Source organism: Microbulbifer mixtoriginis (SeqCode) (assembly GCF_052466715.1).
The window spans coordinates 2577926-2595659 of the sequence record NZ_CP174288.1 but is presented as its reverse complement, the minus strand read 5'-3'; the positions used below and the strand labels follow the sequence as shown (position 1 = coordinate 2595659).

At 52.7% G+C, this 17734-nt stretch carries 15 protein-coding genes and 3 tRNA genes; 14 read left to right on the top strand and 4 right to left on the bottom strand.

Annotated elements, in window-relative coordinates; translation table 11 throughout:
* The first annotated feature begins 40 nt into the window (after positions 1–40).
* The 10 genes from cysS (at position 41) to ACJJH9_RS11480 (ending at position 11553) form a co-directional block, all read left to right on the top strand.
* Entirely contained in the window at positions 41–1417 is a 1377-nt protein-coding gene (gene cysS / locus ACJJH9_RS11525; RefSeq protein ID WP_444922833.1) for a cysteine--tRNA ligase, read from the top strand.
* A gap of 109 nt (positions 1418–1526) precedes the next feature.
* Entirely contained in the window at positions 1527–1715 is a 189-nt protein-coding gene (locus ACJJH9_RS11520) for a DUF3012 domain-containing protein (protein ID WP_444900467.1), read from the top strand.
* Between the two features lie 15 nt (positions 1716–1730).
* The gene (locus tag ACJJH9_RS11515; protein ID WP_444922832.1) at positions 1731–3158 is read left to right on the top strand and encodes a Wadjet anti-phage system protein JetA family protein; all 1428 of its coding nucleotides are present in this window, start codon (positions 1731–1733) and stop codon (positions 3156–3158) included.
* On the top strand, positions 3151–3915 hold the full coding sequence (locus ACJJH9_RS11510; RefSeq protein ID WP_444922831.1) for a DUF4194 domain-containing protein: 765 nt from the start codon (positions 3151–3153) through the stop codon (positions 3913–3915). Before ACJJH9_RS11515 ends, ACJJH9_RS11510 begins: the two co-directional genes overlap by 8 nt.
* Before the next feature lie 155 nt (positions 3916–4070).
* A complete protein-coding gene (locus tag ACJJH9_RS11505; protein WP_444922830.1) occupies positions 4071–7718 on the top strand; it encodes an ATP-binding protein in 3648 nt (1215 codons plus the stop codon).
* Positions 7719–7760: 42 nt separating this feature from the next.
* Complete coding sequence (locus ACJJH9_RS11500; protein ID WP_444922829.1) at positions 7761–8963, top strand: Wadjet anti-phage system protein JetD domain-containing protein; 1203 nt, start codon at positions 7761–7763, stop codon at positions 8961–8963.
* 178 nt (positions 8964–9141) lie between these two features.
* Positions 9142–9597, top strand: coding sequence for a hypothetical protein (locus ACJJH9_RS11495; protein ID WP_444886512.1), 456 nt, complete (start codon positions 9142–9144; stop codon positions 9595–9597).
* A 140-nt stretch (positions 9598–9737) separates the two neighbouring features.
* Positions 9738–10211 carry a free L-methionine (R)-S-oxide reductase MsrC gene (gene msrC / locus ACJJH9_RS11490; protein ID WP_444922828.1) on the top strand — a complete coding sequence of 158 codons (474 nt, stop codon included), beginning with the start codon at positions 9738–9740 and terminating at the stop codon, positions 10209–10211.
* Between the two features lie 23 nt (positions 10212–10234).
* Positions 10235–10957, top strand: a complete 723-nt coding sequence (locus ACJJH9_RS11485) for a methyltransferase domain-containing protein (RefSeq protein ID WP_444922827.1) — start codon at positions 10235–10237, stop codon at positions 10955–10957.
* A gap of 140 nt (positions 10958–11097) precedes the next feature.
* Positions 11098–11553: a hypothetical protein gene (locus tag ACJJH9_RS11480; RefSeq protein ID WP_152453116.1), complete on the top strand. Its 456-nt coding sequence runs from the start codon at positions 11098–11100 to the stop codon at positions 11551–11553.
* An 86-nt stretch (positions 11554–11639) separates the two neighbouring features.
* Here the strand turns inward: ACJJH9_RS11480 and ACJJH9_RS11475 are convergent, their stop codons facing one another.
* From ACJJH9_RS11475 to folD, 3 genes are read right to left on the bottom strand one after another with little or no spacing between them, the layout of a single operon-like run.
* A complete protein-coding gene (locus ACJJH9_RS11475) occupies positions 11640–12620 on the bottom strand; it encodes a class I SAM-dependent methyltransferase (protein ID WP_444922826.1) in 981 nt (326 codons plus the stop codon).
* A gap of 38 nt (positions 12621–12658) precedes the next feature.
* Positions 12659–13363: a 16S rRNA pseudouridine(516) synthase RsuA gene (gene rsuA / locus ACJJH9_RS11470; RefSeq protein ID WP_444922825.1), complete on the bottom strand. Its 705-nt coding sequence runs from the start codon at positions 13361–13363 to the stop codon at positions 12659–12661.
* Positions 13356–14201: a bifunctional methylenetetrahydrofolate dehydrogenase/methenyltetrahydrofolate cyclohydrolase FolD gene (gene folD / locus ACJJH9_RS11465; RefSeq protein ID WP_444922824.1), complete on the bottom strand. Its 846-nt coding sequence runs from the start codon at positions 14199–14201 to the stop codon at positions 13356–13358. The genes rsuA and folD overlap by 8 nt, the downstream gene beginning before the upstream one ends.
* 340 nt (positions 14202–14541) lie before the next feature.
* On the opposite strand from folD, the gene ACJJH9_RS11460 reads away from it, so the two are divergent.
* The 4 genes from ACJJH9_RS11460 to ACJJH9_RS11445 all read left to right on the top strand — a co-directional run bounded on the left by ACJJH9_RS11460 (position 14542) and on the right by ACJJH9_RS11445 (position 15565).
* Positions 14542–14618 (top strand) — tRNA-Pro (locus ACJJH9_RS11460).
* 18 nt (positions 14619–14636) lie between these two features.
* Positions 14637–14713 (top strand) — tRNA-Arg (locus ACJJH9_RS11455).
* Between the two features lie 115 nt (positions 14714–14828).
* Positions 14829–14904, top strand: a tRNA-His gene (locus ACJJH9_RS11450).
* A 199-nt stretch (positions 14905–15103) separates the two neighbouring features.
* Positions 15104–15565 (top strand): hypothetical protein, encoded by a 462-nt coding sequence (locus ACJJH9_RS11445; RefSeq protein ID WP_444922823.1) that lies wholly within the window; start codon positions 15104–15106, stop codon positions 15563–15565.
* Positions 15566–15822: 257 nt separating this feature from the next.
* Here the strand turns inward: ACJJH9_RS11445 and ACJJH9_RS11440 are convergent, their stop codons facing one another.
* On the bottom strand, positions 15823–17541 hold the full coding sequence (locus tag ACJJH9_RS11440) for an AIPR family protein (protein ID WP_444922822.1): 1719 nt from the start codon (positions 17539–17541) through the stop codon (positions 15823–15825).
* Positions 17542–17734 lie beyond the last annotated feature (193 nt).

Here is a 17734-nt window from a genome sequence, read left to right as displayed (position 1 = left end):
GCTGGTCCAACCACACAGCAAAAAGAATTCGAGAGAAAAGATGTCTCTACAGGTCTACAACACGTTTTCCGGGAAGAAAGAACCCTTCATACCATTGGTGGAAGATCAGGTGCGCATGTATGTGTGTGGCCCCACCGTGTACAACCGCGTGCATATTGGCAATGCCCGCCCTGTGGTGGTGTTTGACACCCTGTACCGGGTACTGAAAAGAAACTTCAACGATGTGATTTACGCGCGCAATATCACCGATATTGACGACAAAATCATGAAGACCGCGCGGGATAACGGCGAGGAAATCAGCGTGCTGTCGGCGCGCTATGCCCAGGCTTACTACGAGGATATGGCCGCGCTCAATAACCTGGAGCCGGATATCGTCCCCTACGCCACCCAGCACTTGCCGGAAATGATCGCGATGATTGAAAGCCTGCTGGAGAAAGGTCACGCCTACGCCGCCGAGGGCCATGTGCTGTTCGCGGTGGAGTCCATGCAGGAATACGGCCAGCTGTCCAAGCGCTCCCTCGACGATATGCTCGCCGGTGCGCGGGTGGAAGTAGCGCCTTACAAAAAATATGCCGGTGACTTCGTGCTGTGGAAGCCGTCCGCCGATGACGAGCCCGGTTGGGACAGCCCCTGGGGCCGTGGACGCCCAGGTTGGCACTTGGAGTGCTCGGCCATGATCAAGAAGCATCTGGGTGACACTATCGATATCCATGGCGGCGGTCGCGACCTGACCTTCCCTCACCACGAGAATGAGCGGGCCCAAAGCTGCTGCGCCAATGGCGTGGATTTTGTGCGCTACTGGATGCACAACGGCTACGTGAATATCGACGGCGAGAAGATGTCCAAGTCCCTGGGTAACTTCCGCATGGTCAAAGACCTGTTGGCACTTTACCCTGGCGAAGTACTGCGCTTCGCATTGCTATCTGCCCACTACCGTTCAGAACTGAATTTCAGTGCTGACCTGCTGGATCAGGCTTGGCGCACCCTGGATACCCTCTACGGTGCACTGCGTGAAACCGAAGTGGTTGAGGCGCAAGCGGCAGATTTGGCCGGCACCGCTTTTCTTAAAGCGCTGGAAGATGATCTGAATACGCCGATCGCCATTAGCGAACTGCACCAGATCGCCCGCGATTTGAACAAGGCCGAAGTCGCCGATAAAGCGCGCCTGAAAGGTTTGTTGCTGGCGGCCGGTGAAATGCTCGGCATTTTGCAACAGGACCCGGAAGCCTGGTTCAAGCAGGCCCGCGGTGGCGAAGAAACTATTTCCGCAGAGGAAATTGAAGCGCTGATTGAAGAGCGCGTGCAGAGTAAGAAAAACCGTGACTTTGCCCGCGCCGATGAGATTCGCGAAGAGTTAAAATCAAAAGGTGTGGTGCTTGAGGATAGCCGTGAGGGCACCAAGTGGCGCCGCGAGTAGGGCGCCTCTAACCCTAAACGACATCCTTAAACTAAGCTCACTGATTTCTCCCTGGCTGCTCGCAGCTGGGGAAAAAAAGCCATTCGAATTTCATTTGTAGAAGCGAACCATGAAAAAAGTACTCTTTCTGATCTGCTCCGCTGTTGCCCTTGTCGCACTGACCGCCTGTGAGCCCAAGCGCGGCTCCGATGCCTGGTGTGAGAAAATGGATAAAGTGCCCAAGGGCCAATGGACCCTGGATGATGGACGCGACTACACCAAGTACTGCGTATTCAACCAAAAGCCGGAAGAGGAATAAGCGGGCCTATAGTCGTTGTTCTTCGTCGATTCCTACCAGCACTTCTTCCGCCCGCTGACCGGTAAATACCGCGAACAGGTGGTTGAGTGTTTGCGTCTTTTGTATGAGCGTCTGTACACCGCCAAGGCTGACTACGGTGAGTCTTTGCTGCGGGAGCAGATCCTGGAAATTTTTGCCGAGGCCCTGACCCGCGCGCCCCAACTCGACAGCGAGGACGGCGTGCAGGACCCCGAGGGCCGCTTCCGCAACCTGCGCGACCAGGCCGTCTGGGTACTGAACAGCCTGGTGGAATTCGGTTGGCTGGAGAAGCAGGTAGATAGCGCCACGCTCACCGCCACTTATCCGTTTAGCCGCCGGGGCCGACTTTTCACTCAGCCGCTAGTGGAAGTGAACGGCACTCGCGTGCGCACTCGCCACCGCAATACCCGTAACACCTTAAATGCCCTGGAAGCCTTTGCCAGTCGAGGTGAAATCCACGACTTGATCGATGCCTGGGAATACTCCGAGCGTATCGTGGCGGATTTCACCGATATGATTGCTGAGTTGGAAGAGCGCAAGCGGGAAATGGTGCGGGAGGTGGAAGCCCAATTGCTGGTGCAGCAGGCCACCGATGAGTTTTTCTCCTTTATGGAGAGCCGCTTCCAACCGGACCTGGCTATCCGTCTGTCTGCGGACAGCGTGGAAAAACATCGCGATTCCATCAACCGGGTGATTGACTGCATTCGCCGCAAGGAGGATTTGCAGAAAGCGGAGTGGGAGAAGCGCTTGCGCCAGCTGCTGCCGGAATTGGTGCAGCCCGGCCAGTCCCTGCTGTGGCTGATGCTCGATACCATCGAAGACCGCATGCGCCGCGCCTGCGAGGTGAAGTTGCCCGCGTTGCGCCGCGCGTTACAGGGTTTTACCAAGCGCGCGGATATTATTATCCGCCAGCTCAGCTACCTGCACAGTCAGGCCGAAGGTGAATTTGCGGACCTGTGCCAGCGTCTCGGTGAGAGCCAGCAAAAAACACAAATTCTCGAGCAGCTGGGCGAACAGTTAGGTGGCTTCCAGCTGCGCCTGTTTGACCCCAAACAAACCCAGCTGTGGCAGCGCAACCGCCGCCAGCCGGTGAATACACGGGTCGAAGATGAAGCCCCCATCGGTGAAGAGAACCGCCGCGAGATCGAGCTGCAACAACTGCTCGACCAGGCGTTTAATTTCAACAACAGTAACCTGCGCGATTATCTGAGTGATGCTCTCGGCACCGGCCGCCAGATCAACAGCCGCAACCTGCCATTGCGCGATGCGCGTGATCTGCTCGCTATGAGCCATATGATCGAAGCGGCGGCAGTGAACCAGAGCGGCGCCGCCGACTTGCAGGTGAAATTTACCGGTGAAATCGCCAGCAATGATTATTTCACCGAATTTGACGAATATATCCTGGAGCTGAAAAACCGTGATTGAACAGGCTTTGGAAGAGGCCCTGGCGCAGTGCCGCCTGAACCGCAGCGAATTTTCTGAGCTGTTGGTGCGCCTGTTGGATTACGGCGTTATCTGCCGGGATGAAAGCGTTATCGAAACCACGCTTTACGATCGCTTCCAGCGCTGCGAGCAGCTGGTGCGCGAGTGGTTGGCCCCGCTGGGATTGCGTTTGCAGCACGACAGCCGTTTCCAGTTTATCCGCGTGTATCCGCCCGGCGCCGAAGTGCCGGGTCTGCCGGATCAGGAAGAGCCGCACCACGGCGGCTTCCGCGCCCGTCTCAGTCAGCAGGAAGTAGCCGCGATTCTCGCCTTACGAGTGGAATACGATAAAGCGCTGCGGGAAGGGCAGGTGGATGAGAGTGGTTGCGCCGCGCTATCGATGGAAGCCCTGGAACTGGGCATGCGCAATCTGCTGAAAATGTCCCTGCCTGATAAACATGCCGAGCGTAAAAACCTGCTGAAGAAATTGCGCCAGCTGCGTCTGGTGCAGTTCAGCAGCGAAGAAGTGGAGACCAGTGCGGAAGTTTGGTTGCGCGTGCGCCCGACCATCGCCCACTTTGTCAGCGAGTCAGTATTGCACCAGCTGATCGACAGCGAAGCCCCGCCCGCAGTGGAGAGCGAGGCCACTCAAATTGATGAAATTGATGAGGTTGAAGAGGCGGAACAAGAGCAAGCGCTCGAACGCATCACTCCAGAAGTCGAAGACAACAGCCTGTTTGAGAGTGAAGCCGCTTCCTAGTTGAAAATAGAGGCCGCAGTAGCGGCTATAAAAAATCGAAAACATTCGACCGCCCGGGTTTGCGTAAATCGCACCCGGGAGCCTCGGAGAGGGGTGTCGGCTTCCCGCCTGCAAAAAGACCCTGCTTTTGAAAAGACCGTTTTTTTGAAAAGACTATGTTCCTAAAAAAACTGATCCTGATTAACTGGGGCAATATCCCGCAGTTGGAATATGATTTCGGCCCGATCAACCTGTTTTCCGGTGGCAACGGTTCCGGTAAAACCACGGCGGCCGATGCTATCCAGACATTGATGACCGCCGCCCACGATACCCTGTTTACCTTTAACCCGGGACAGGATGAAACCACCCAGCGCGGGCGCGGTGGCAAGCAGGTGCGGACGCTAGCTTCCTATGTACTGGGTTGTGACGACGGTAGTTATGCCCGTGTCGAACCTACCGACTGTTACATCGCCGGTATTTTCCATCCCACCAGCGGCGAAGACGATGCTGAGCCTTTTACCGCAGTGATGGGGATTCGCGCGCACCTGGATAACAGCAGTAAACCCGCCCAGGCCCGCCAAAGTGATTTGCGCTTTTTCGTATTCCCCGGCGAACAGTTGGTGATGGGAGATTTTGTCCGGGATTACACCGATGGCAAACACCTGCTGCCGCTGGATAAATTCAACCAGGTCCTGAGCAAGCAGTTCGAAAAAGTAGAGCAGTACGACAAGAAAAAGGCCTACCTGCGCCGCCTTTACGGTGCCCTGCGCGGACGCCGCGATGCGGTCTCCGATCGCGAGGCCATGCACGCCGCGCGCACCTTTGCCAATTTTATGGCCTATAAGCCGGTTAAAAGCATCAACGATTTTGTCGCACAGGAAGTGTTGGAAAAGCGCGATCTGGGTGATGCCATCCGCTCCGTTTCCGAACTGATGAAAACCATCCACAGCATGGAACAGGAAGCCCGTCAGATTGTGGAGCGGGTCAGTTCCCTGGAGGCCATCGCCCAGTCGGTAGAGCTCTACCGGGAGCAGTGGTTGCAGTTGCGGGTGCAGGAATATTTGTGCGCACGCCATCGCCAGCAGCGGGTGCAAAAGAGTTATCTGAGCGGCAAGAACGACCAGAAAAAACTGCGCAGCGATCTGGACAACAATGAAAGGGAGGTGCGCGTCGCCTCCGAACGCGTCGAGCAGCTCAATGGTCAGCTGGTAGAGCTTCAAGCCCAGCGCCTGGGTATCGATGCGCTGCGCAATAAGGACGAACTGGAACAGCGTATTAACAATGCCTTGAGCCTTCTGTCCCAGCAGCACACCCCCATGTCTGCCGAAGAGGCCCGCTGGCGCGAGAACCGTGAGGCCGCCGAAGAATTATTAAACCTGCTCAACTCGACCTCTGCCGAGCTGGAAATTCCCGCCTTCTCCGATAAAGCACTGGTGCAGGCGATCAAGCAGGTAGCCCGTGAGGAAGACCTGCCGGATCTGCATAAGTTGTTGGGCAAGGACTGGATTGACTTGGCCGCATTGGAGCCACTGCGCGAGCGCGCTGCCAGCAGTGAGGCCCTGCAGAACCGCCTCTTCGACCTGCTGGATAGCAGTGGTAAAGCTGGCGCCAGTGATGAAGTTTCTCCCAAAGAGCAGATTGGCCAGCAGGCTTCCCGCTGGGAGCAAAAAGTACAGCAATTGCAAAAGCAGCTGCGCACCCAGGAAAGCCGCATTCAGCATCTCCAGGCCAACCGCGTGCGCTACCCCCAATCGGTGGAAGCGGCCCTGGCCGCAATTCACGAGCAGTGCCCTGAGGCGGAGCCCCGCGTTCTGTGTGATTATGTGGAAGTGCTGGATGAGCGCTGGCAGATGGCGATTGAAGGCTATCTGGGCGGCGCGCGTTTCTCGATTATTGTGGAGCCGGAACATGAGGCCCGCGCGATTCGTATCGTGCGCGGCCTGCCCGGGCGCAACAACCGCGCCCGTGTGATCCAGGGGGACAAAGCCCGCCGCGATGCGGAGCGCCTGGATATGCCGTCGGGCTCCATTATCGAACTGATGGAGTTCACCCATAAAACTGCCGAGCACTATTTGCGCGCCTCTTACGGTGCCGTGGTTCAGGTGGAGGATGAACACGAGCTGCGCGGCACCCGCCGGGGCCTGACTGCCGACGGTATGGCCAGTGGCAACTACAGCATGTGGCGCTGCGATATGGACGATGCCGAGCTGGTGTTCGGCCAGGGCGCCCGCGCCCGCGCACTGGCGGCGCAGCAGCGCGCTATGGAGCAGTTGCTGGAAGAGGCCGCCCACGTCAACGAGCGCCACCAGCTCTACCGCCGAGTCACCAACGCGGTGCGCGGACTGGCGAATATCAAGCTGTTGTCCATTGTGGATTCCGCCCTGGCGGCCCAGCGCGAGTGGCGCAGCGCCGAGCGCGCCCTGGAAAACCTGGACCTGAAGGACTTCGAGCAGTTTGAGCAGCAGGTCGATGAACTCAAGGCCCAGCTTAAAGATCAGCAGAAGCAGCTGTCGGACCTCCAGCGCAAACATGGCTCTCTGGAGACCAAGCTAAGAAGCAACGACAAACTCTTATACGCGCTGTCTGGCGAGCTGGAGTCCCTGGATGATGCCGCCAGTGACAGCGAGGAAATGGTAAGGCGTATTACCGCCATCGATCCCACTTTCGATGCCGAGCAAGTACTGGTTACTGCTGATGAGCAGGTAGAGCGCGCAGCTGACAACTTCGATTTCTCAGCGGATATCGAAAGTTGGCAGGGGCAGCTGGAGAAATACAGTCGCCAGTTGGATCGCGCGGTGATGGAGTACAACGCCACCTGTGCCAGCGTCGATACCCTAGTATTTGAGCCAGACTTGAGTGGCGGCCACAAAGATGGTTTGTTCAAGTTGATCAGCGGTCTCGGCGATCAGGTAGAGACCCTGCGCAACCGCCTGAAGAACAACCTGCTGGTGGAGCGCCACGATCAATTGCTGGGATTGAAAAAATCCTTTAACACCACTTTTGTAACCCACTTGTGCCACGCTATTTACCAGTCCATTAACGATGGTAAGCGCGTGTTGGATGATCTGAACAAAGAGCTGGAGCACCACCGCTTTGGCGCCGACCGCGAGCGCTTCCGTTTCGACTACCAGTGGGTGGCGGAATTCAAGGAATATTGGAGCTTCTTTAAGGCAGTAATCGAACTGCCGAACTTGGGCGAAGAGCAGAGCCTGTTCGATACAGACTTGGCGCCCAAGCACCGCAAGGTGCGGGATCGCCTGTTGAGTATGCTGCTGAGTGAAAACGAGCAGGTGGCGCGGCGCGAGCTGGATCGAATCAGCGACTATCGCAACTACCGCAGCTATGAGATCTATAAGGAACCGGAAGGCAAGGAGCCGATTGCGCTCAGCCAGTACGGCACCGGTTCCGGTGGTCAGCTGGAAACGCCGGCTTATATTATCCGCTCCGCAGCGGTCACTTCGGCCTTCCGCTTTGGTGAAAGCGGCAGCCATTTGCAGATGGTGCTGGTGGATGAGGCCTTCTCCAAAATGGATGAGTCCCGCTCCAAGGAAGTGATCCGCTACCTGACCGAAACCCTGGGCTTACAGCTGCTGTTTATTATGCCCAGCAGTAAATCCGGACCTTTTATGGACCTGATCTCGAACCAGTTTGTATTCAGTAAGTGCCCCAGTGCCAAGCCCATCGGCCAGCTGAATACGCGGGTGTATGTCGATCGCAAGGTGTGCAACCAGGAGCGTATCGCCGAGCTCTGGGCCAATCACCGCCGCACGATTCGCCAGCAGGCGTCGCTGGATTTTATGGACCTGGTAGAAGTAGAGGGATAGGTATTTTCGGGGGAAACCCCTCCATTGGCAGGGAGGCAACCGATGGAAAAGACATTGCCCTATTGGGTAGAGGAAAACCCGCTGTTAATCGGCATCCTGAATTTTATTCTGGATCGGCGGGATAGCCAGCTGGAACGGGGCAAGGAAGCCCGCATTAGTTTCAGGCTGGATTTGCGCGCTGGCAGTAAGCGCTGGTTGGAAGTGTTGGAGCCCCTCAGGGACCCCGATCAAGACGAGCAGGAGCTGTGGAATGAATTGCAGCATTTTGCCAGCGAGTATCAATGTTTTGCAGTAAAACCGAACCCTAAACGGCGACCGGGTGTCGCAGAGTGGCAGGGCGCTCAGCTGATCTTTCGGGATGCCAGTGAAGAGCAGCTGCGCCTGTGGCTCAATCGTCCATCCCCCAACTTGCGCAAGTCTGCCTGGATCAGTCTGCTGGAGCCCTATGCCGATCGCTTTGAGAATCCCGCGGCTTTTCCCGTAGAGGGTTTGGAGCTTCAAGCGGGCTTCGACTCTGCCGAGGAGATGGTCTCCTGCTGGGCCGCGATAAGTCGGGAATTGATTTTTGCCGAGCAAATCACCTGGCGGCAATTGGCCGCGCGCTGCTTTAAAGGGGATTCCAAATATCTTGATTTACCTAGTCGCCAGTCCCTGGTGCGTAACCTGTTTCCGGAGCTGAGCCGAAAGATTCGCGAGCGCCAGTTATTACTTCACGCCTACCTGCCGGAACAGTTTGCGCAGGTGATTTTTATAGAGAACCAGGATACTTTTATCAGCTTGGCGGAATTGCAGCCCAGCTCCACGGCGCTGGTGTACAGCGAGGGCTATCAGGGTGGTGCGGAGCGGATTCGCAATTGTGGCATTACTCGCTTTAGCACGATTAATTCGGCCACTACAGTTTCTCGGCAGCAATTTTCACAGTGGTGGTATGGCGATAATTTGGGTTCACTTCCCGTTTTTTTTTGGGGGGATCTGGATTATGAAGGGCTACGTATAGCCGCCGCGCTGAAGAAAAGTTTTCCTGAGTTGCAGTGTTGGCGGCCCGGCTATGATTTGTTACTCAACTCTCTGCACGCCGGCAAAGCCCATTCTCCCGACTTGGCGGAAAAGCTCGGGCAAAAACCCATCGAAATGATCGGCTGCCAATATGCGGATGATTATTTGATCCCAGCTATCTCGGCTAATAATTGTTTTGTGGATCAGGAGGCCGTCAAAACAGAGGCTTTGCTGGAGACTCTCCCTTAACGCTGGGCTTTTTGTCGCTATCGGATAAATTTTTCTTCCTCTTAACTCTGTGCTGGCTGTTGCAGTCGTTTCAGTCAGCCTTAAAGCTTGTTTTTTATGCGCGAGATCTCGGAAGATACAGAAAATATACGGTAAAAATGCCCTTTAAAAATAACAAGGGAAGTTTCTGGAGATCTCTATGCGTCAGTTTTCCATTTTGGTCATTTTTGCTTTGGCCTTCGGCGGCGCCGCTGTTTTATATGAGAAGGAAAGCCGTAAAGTTAAAGGCGTACTGACTCAGATTACCGAACTGCAGGCGCAGATGGGAGATTTGCAGGCAGAGGTCAATCGGCTCAACAGCGAGTTGGAAGCGGTTAAGCTGGCCGAGCGCCGACGACCAACGCTAAGCACTATGGCCAGCCGTATCCGCCGGGAGTCCAGCACCTCCATGCCGCCCAAGCCCGTCGTGGAAAAGCGATTCGAGCAAAAACGCTCCGCTTTAATTGCCTCCGATGTCACCAAGGCACCCCCTGCTATCCAATCGGGGGAGGAGCAGGGTGGCCGCGAAAGTAATGAGTGGTCACGTCCCACAATGGATGCAGACCAATATCAACGGGAGTCCTCAAAAGAGGAGGTACTGGACCCCTACCAGTAATTTTCAATCACCGGTTGATTCCTGCTGTAAAGCCCGCAAAATACCTGCCTCTTGGCACACAATACGCCAAGTATTTCGCGGGTTTGCTGTGTCTGGCAAACGCGTTTTATAGCCACTGATTGTGAGGGGGCGATCCGGCCATGTCGTTAAATAAATTCTACTCATCGCTCAATAGTCAACTCGAAGGTCTGCTATCCGCCGAGAGGGATTGGCTGGCCAATACTGCCAATGCCAGCGCTCTGTTGTTTATGGAGTTGGAGGATATCAATTGGGCGGGCTTCTACTTTTTGCATGGTGATGAGCTGCGTCTGGGACCCTTTCAGGGCAAGCCCGCCTGTACTCGTATTCCCGTAGGTGCCGGAGTTTGCGGTACGGCGGTATCAAGCGGAGAGTCTCAACTGGTAGAGGATGTGCACCAGTTTCCAGGCCATATCGCCTGCGATGCGGTTTCTGCTTCTGAAGTGGTTATTCCACTTTACGATAATAACGGCCGCTGCCTTGGTGTGCTCGATATCGATAGCCCGACCGTTGCCCGTTTCACCGCAGAAGACCTGGCTGGCTTACAGGGCTTTGCCCAAGTGCTACTGAAATCTTCAGACCTGCCACAAAGCTAATGGCACTACTGTGGCAGAAGCAAGTGGAAGACACCTGTTATGAGGTGCGCAACCATGGCGCCAGCGTACGTTTGTACAGCAACAGGGTTTTCCATTCCCAGTGGAATCCCCGCGATCCCCTTAAGGGCTCCCTGTGGGAGCTGCTTCTGTTACCGGCCTTCTTTCTGCCAGAGAAGCGTCTGAATTCTGTATTGCTGTTAGGTGTTGGGGGCGGTGCCTTGATCCGCTTGTTACAGGCTTACACTTCGGCGAAACGTATTGTTGGGGTGGACCTGGACCCGGTTCACTTACAGGTGGCCCGCCGCTTCTTCGGAGTTAAGGATGTAGAGCTGGTACATGCCGATGCCAAAGAGTATGTGGCAGATTACCTGCAAAACCCCTCTGCTGAGCCGTTTGACCTGGTAATCGATGACTTATTTGGTCATTTTCAGGGGGTGGCACAGCGCGCCGTGCCCGCAAGTCAAGAATGGTGCGCCAACTTGATGCGCCTATTGCATCGGGATGGGGTTTTAGTGAGTAACTTTGGCGATCTTCAGGAGCTCCGAAACAGTGCCTGGCGTCAAAAGGCTTTGCGCAGCCGTCTGCGTGGTGCCTGGATGGCCTACATGCCCCAATACGAAAATCATATTCTGGCGGTGAGCCGGAAAACGCTTCCACTGGCGGAGCTGAAGAAGCGCGCTCCAGCCAAAATCAACCCCGGTAGCCCCAGTTGTCGCCTGTATGCTCATCATCGACTTCTGCGTTGAGTTATCTGTCTGGAGCGCCCTGGCGGCTCGATAGGCAAAGAGAAAACTGCCACTGTCGTTTTTTTGTTGGGTGTTGTTGGCGCCCTTTCTCACTGCCTGTCTATACTGACATTAGCGACTTATTACTCCAGGGCTCGTTAATGCGGTACAAAACAGTTGAGGAAGTTATTCAGGAAGGAAGGGATTTTCATGCCAAATTGGCGCTGCAATACGAAGAGTATGAGCAGCTTGCCACCAACAAGCGGGTTGAGCTGCTCCTAGATCAGCTTCGACGACGGGAAGACTCCATGAAGCATTCACTGGAGAACTTCCACGCCGATTTGCCGCCAGGTGCCTTGCACACCTGGGTGCAATTTGCCCCGGAAGGGCGCGAGAAGGAGTTTCTGCAGCGCCTGCGCAGTATCGATATAGATAATCTAGATGACATTGCCAAACTGGCTATGGATATTGAGATTTATTTGGCTGACCAATACCGGGATCTGGCCCAGGGGGCGGAGACTCCCTCGGCGCGTGAAGCCTTCGAGCGCTTGCGACAATTGGAAGAGCTGGAGGAGCACACCCTCTCGATGAACCTGTTTAATTTGCGCGACTACTAATCCTACCGACTCAACCGGTCCGCAAATTTGATTTTGTCTCCTGGCGACTGCTCGCCTAATTTAGATAAACGCCGGCAAACTGCGCCCTAAGGGCGCAGCCGGTATACACAGAAGCCTTTTTCTTTGGTGATCAACTGCACCTCAGAAAAGTAACGCGGCCCCTTCTTGAGCAGCGGAATAAACTCATTCACCACAAAGAGTGCCGTACCGGTTATTTTCAATAACCGTGCGCTTTGTTGCAGAAAGCGATCGGTGAGATCGCCCTCCACCTGGAACCCCTGATGGAAGGGCGGGTTGCACAGCACCAGGTCCGCAGCACCGCTTTCCAGCTCTGCCCCGGCATCGGAGGGCAGCACTACGCCCTTGATACCCTGAATTTGAAAATTTTTCTTACAGGCGAGTAGGGCAGCGGCATTATTGTCGATAGCGGTAAAGTGGAAGCTCCCCAATGACGCTAGTCGGGCACTGAGATAACCGTAGCCACAGCCGAGGTCGATAACTTGGGCACCTTCCTTGGGAAGCTCGGTGGTGAGCTGTTGGGCCAGCAGGGCGCTGCCCTTATCAATCTTATTCCAGCCAAACAGACCGGGCTTGCTATAAAGACCCCCAAGCTCCGGCAGGCTGCGTAGCTGCGGGTAATTCTCCTCACCGATAGGTGTTCCACCCTGGGGATGCTCCACCCGGTTAACACTGCAATAATCGTTGCCGTACTTTTGCAGATGCTTACTGCCATCCAGGCGCTCGGCAACTTTAGCCGCATAGCTTTTAATGCCGCTCTGCTTTTCTCCTAACAACACCAGTTCACCGCCTTCACCGAGAAACCGTGGGGCTTGGTTGATGATATGGTGAACGACGGCTTTTTCCTTGGAGACCGAATAAACAATGCGGCGGTAGCGGCGATCCAGCTCTTCAAGGTGAAAGTCGTTATAGAAGCTGCGCCCAACCTTACCCTGGGCCAGCTCGGCAATATCCCAGCGGTTGGTAAGAAGGTCACCTTCAAAGTGAAAGCCCGGCTGTAGTAAAGGCTTGCTGTTTTCATCGGCGATCCACAGGGTTTCACTCGGCACCTGTGAGATTTCCTGGAGGAGAAGCGAGGACATAGTCTTTATTGTACCGAAGCGATTTCTTCAGAAGTTAACAGCCGATATTCGCCTTCCTGGAGCTCTTCATCCAGGAAGATATCGCCGATTCTCTCCCGATGGAGTTCGATTACCCGGTTGCCCAGGGCGGCAAACATACGCTTGACTTGGTGGTAGCGGCCCTCACCGATAGTGATGCGCACCTCGTTAGCGTAGAGAATCTCAAGCTTGGCCGGCTTGGTTCTTTTCTTTTCATTGTTGAGCCAGATGCCTTTGGCAAACTTTGCCACCGCATCTTCCTCAATTTTCTCTGCCAGCAGAGCGTAATAGGTTTTCTCACAGTGGTGGTTCGGTGAGGTCACTTTGTGTGACCACTGGCCATCATCGGTGAGTAGCACCAGCCCGGTGGTATCGATATCCAGGCGCCCGGCGATATGTAGCTTGGCCTTGTTGGGCTCGTCAATCAGGTCCAGCACCGTAGGGTGTTCGCCATCTTTGGTCGCGCTTACATAGCCCAGGGGTTTGTTCAACATAATGTAGCGTGGCCCCGGCTCGTGCAGGGGCTCGCCGTCCAGGTACAGTGCATCGTTGGCCTGTACTTTGGCGGCCGGATCGGTGACGACCTCGCCGTTAACGCTGATGCGCTCCGCCTTGGCAGCGCGCTTCACATCGGCACGGGAGAGATCAGTCACCTGGCTGACCGCCTTATCCAACCGTATAGAACTAGCCAATCTTGCGTTCACCGGAATCGACAGATTGGTAGATCAGGGTATTGATAGTCATGGGGCCAACACCGCCGGGCACCGGGGTGTAGGCGGCAACGCGCTCAGTTAGCGGGCCCAGTTCAATATCACCCACACCGCCTGGATGGTAGCCGGCATCCACAACTACAGCGCCATCTTTAATCCACCCGGCCTTAATAAACTCCGGTTTGCCCACGGCGCCCACTACGATATCTGCGCGGCGGATATGTTCGGCCAAGTCTTGAGTGCGGGAGTGGCAGATAGTTACGGTGGCGTTGGCGTTCAACAACATGGCAGCCATCGGCTTACCCAGGATAGGACTGCGGCCCACAACTACGGCGTGCTTGCCTTCCATTTCGATATTGTAGGCTTCCAGTAGGCGCATAATGCCTTTGGGGGTTGCGCAACCATAGGCTTCTTCACCCATTGCCATACGGCCAAAGCCCAGGCAGGTCACGCCATCTACATCTTTCTCCAGGCTGATCGCGTCAAAACAGGCACGCTCATCGATCTGTGCCGGCATCGGGTGCTGAAGTAGGATACCGTGGACGTTGGGGTTGGCGTTGAGCGCCTCAATCTTGGCGAGTAACTCCTCAGTGGTGGTGGAGGAGGGCAGTTCCACCTGCATGGAATCCATGCCGATACGGCGGCAAGCATTGCCCTTCATCTTTACATAGGTAGCTGAAGCGGGGTCATCACCCACCAGGATGGTCGCCAGGATTGGCGTTTGCCCACCGCTCTTCTCTTTTAGTACGGCTACCCGAGCCGAGAGTTCTTCTTCAGTTTTCTGTGCCAGGGCCTTGCCGTCCAGAACCAGTGCAGACATAGATGCTATCTCTAACAATAAAAAATCGATGGCTAATAGACCGGAGTCTGCTCCAGCACCTACTGTATATAGAAGGGCGGAAGCAGGCGATTTTTAAAAACGCTTACTTTTTATCCGGTCGGATTCGCGAAGTGCGCCATTTTCGCACAGGTTGGAAATAATTTCGCCACTTCTGGGCCCAGATAGGCAAAAGGATAAACTTCTTTAAAAATAATAGCTTAGAAGCGTTGACATGGGCCGGGGGTATCATTACTATGCACGCACTTCGCAGCTACAGCGACTTACACAACCACCTACGGGGCGGTTAACGGGGTCAAAGAGATGCGAATGATTGGAAAAACGGGGCATAGCGCAGTCTGGTAGCGCGCCTGCTTTGGGAGCAGGATGTCGGGGGTTCGAATCCCTCTGCCCCGACCAATTTTCCGGGTTCACCTTGCGCCCGTAGCTCAGCTGGATAGAGCATCCGCCTTCTAAGCGGATGGTCGCAGGTTCGAGTCCTGCCGGGCGTGCCATCTACACAAGATGGTGCTGGTTTGGCAAAAAGGACTTAGTCTGAAGCCAGATTGGTTGCAAGAGATATCCGGCAATCAGTACTGCCACAAGGTGCTGAAGTATATCACTGTTATGGTGGCCGTAGCTCAGTTGGTAGAGCACAGGATTGTGGCTCCTGAGGTCGCGGGTTCGATCCCCGTCGGCCACCCCAGATTCTTCCTTGATTATCAAGGACTTAAAACCTCGCCTAGTGCGGGGTTTTTTAGTTTTGGGCCTCAGTGTACGAATTCGGTGTACGAATTTCTGCCTCAATCTATGTTGAGGTTTATGTTTGACGGAAAATGAGGCTTGCCCATTTGGCGGCAAAAAATCTCTCTATTGAAACCACTAAGAAGTAGCTTGGAGCTGTAATGAAGTATCTGCTGTCCGTATTTTTCCTAACTTGTTCTATGTTCGCCTCTGCGGCTGGGGACTCAAATTTTTCATTGGGCGTGGGTGTGGATCATGCCGGGCTAGGGGCTAAATACTCGATTAACCGCGGTAAAGATAAGTATTTCGGTTCTTTGGGTTGGAAGGGTTTCTCGGAGGAGGCAGGTTCGGTTACGGGGTACGGCTTAGGTTGGGAGCGCCTTGTATCTTCCGATAGTCATTCTTTAGGAGCTTTCTTGGGGCTTGTTGATGTTGATTATGTTGGTGATAATGCGGCGCGCTATCATGGGATAGCTTTGCTCTACAATTATTACTTCTCAGGGTTTTCTGAATCTTCATTTGTTCTTGGCGCGGCCGTTCATGCGGGAGTCAGCTCAGATGATGAGCCGTATTTTGATGATAATACTACTGGTGCAAGCATTAAGTTGGCTTATCAGTGGTAGTGTAAAGGGTTGGATCCTCGCCAGTCACCCCAGATTCTTCCTTGCTTATCAAGGGTTTATAACCTCGCTTAGTGCGAGGTTTTTTCGTTTTGGGGGCGATAGTATTTAGGACTGATAGAGCCGGCTAATGCCATATATGCCTAGCATTAGCCGAAGTTAAAAAAGATTGATAATGCTGAAACTTATCCCCTTACCTTTCATAAAGTCTGGATTCAGGCTGCACAGTACAACTTTGAGTATCTAGGTCGTTTCTACATTTAGTCTGATGCAGATTTTAATGTCTTCAGGATCTTATTAATTATGGCTCTTGATTTAAGCGGCTGACGCTCATCGCTCTCATTTACTGCTTGATCCACAATTTTTGCGGCACGTGTAAAAATATCTTTGCACTGATTTTGGTTGTTTAGTTTATTAATAATTGGGGTACAGTAATTTTCGACTTTTTTTCTGCTGTTGACTGGTGGGAGTGAGCTGCTGGATGCAATTGGAGGGACGAGCATAAGCATGTGGTATTTAGCTTTTCTGTGTTGCTTGTCTATGGTCCCTGCAGAGAATAAATTTTCTAGCCGGTAGTGGGCTAATCCCGCCATGTAGTAGGCTGCAAACTGATGGTCTTGTTCAAATATATTTGAGCCTGGCTCTCCGATATTTTTTATTAATCTACCGAAAAAGCTTGTTACCATGTGAGGGTTATAGTTGAACATTGCTGAAAATGACTTTATTTGCACTGGTACTGTTATTATTTTTTTCTTAACAATATTTCTATCGTAGCTGTATTGTTTTGCTCTTCTCTCGTAGTGAAGGCGGCCATCTCCTTGTATAGAAGAATAATAGTGCTCCAGATTTTTCTGGAAGTCTGACATTGCAGTGAGCTGTTCTTTTTTGATTGCCGTTTGATTGTTTGTTGAAACTGTGATTTTGGACTTGATATCTTCATTGTCGGTAACAATTAGTTTAATGGGTACATTAACGTCATCGATTTCCTTTTTATGCCTATGTTTGTAAAGTACGTTGCTGGTTTGGCAGCCATTTACTATCTGATAGTCAGTTATAGTGAATGTATTTCCTGAAGTTTTTATAGAGTTGGCAACTATAGCTATGCCATTATTTAAAACGCTAAAAAGGTGTGGGTTATTTTTCTCGAGAGTCTCAGAAATATGTTTATTTACGGGGTTTTTCTCACCTTGAAAATCTCTTACATTGTCATCAAAGATGCTATGCATGTTTCCATTTTCATCAATTAGTAATTTTTTGAACTCGTTGTAGGGTAATATTCCGTAATATGATTGGTTGATCCCTTCGATGTCTGGAAGTGTAACTTTGTTTGAAAATGTGAATGTTGATGATATTGGGTTTTTGGATTTTCTGTAGAGTTTTCCTAGTTCGTTGGCTCCAAGTAAGTGAATGTCTATTTCTTCAAATAGATTGTAATTCTCTAGGGACTCTTTGAGTGAGTCTAGGGCTGCATTGATGTTTTTGTCATTGGTAACAGTTCCAGTTGTTATGTAATATGCTTTTATTTTAGGGTTTTCTTTGAAGTCTGATGCATTATTGAATATATGCTCTGATAATTCAGCGAAGTGCTTAATGTCTTCATTTCTTGTAAGTTTGGGGGATTCTTCAAAGAAATCAGTTACGCCAAAATTAAATGAGTGAATTTCTTTGGTGTCAAAATTTGATGATGTTTTTGCTTGGATGAAAATAAAAGTTACGTCTAAATAGCCATTGCTTGAGAGAAGGTCATCAATTTCTTCTGTATCTGAAATCAAATGGCCATTTACTATGATGGCTATTCCATCAATGCCGGTGTCGGAACCATTTCCTACCGTTATTTCTGATACATTGAAGGTCTTGCCATATTCATTTGAAAGCACGCTGTAATTACAAAATTGCTCAAAATCACCGCTTATGTCAGTTGGCTCAATTTCTTCTGCTTTCAAAAAATCCGATAAAAGTTGTTTTGTTATTCTGTCCATAATAGTGCTGATTAGTATTGTTTAATGTTCGAAAATATGCTTGACGCACTTAAAGAAATCTATTTGCTGAATTGGAGATAACCTGAATAAGCAATAGCATCTTGAGTAATTTGCTCGGTAAGAATTGAACGTCGCTTAACCCTTAATCTGCTTTTTATTTATATGCTGGGGAGGTTTTAAGGCAGTATATCAA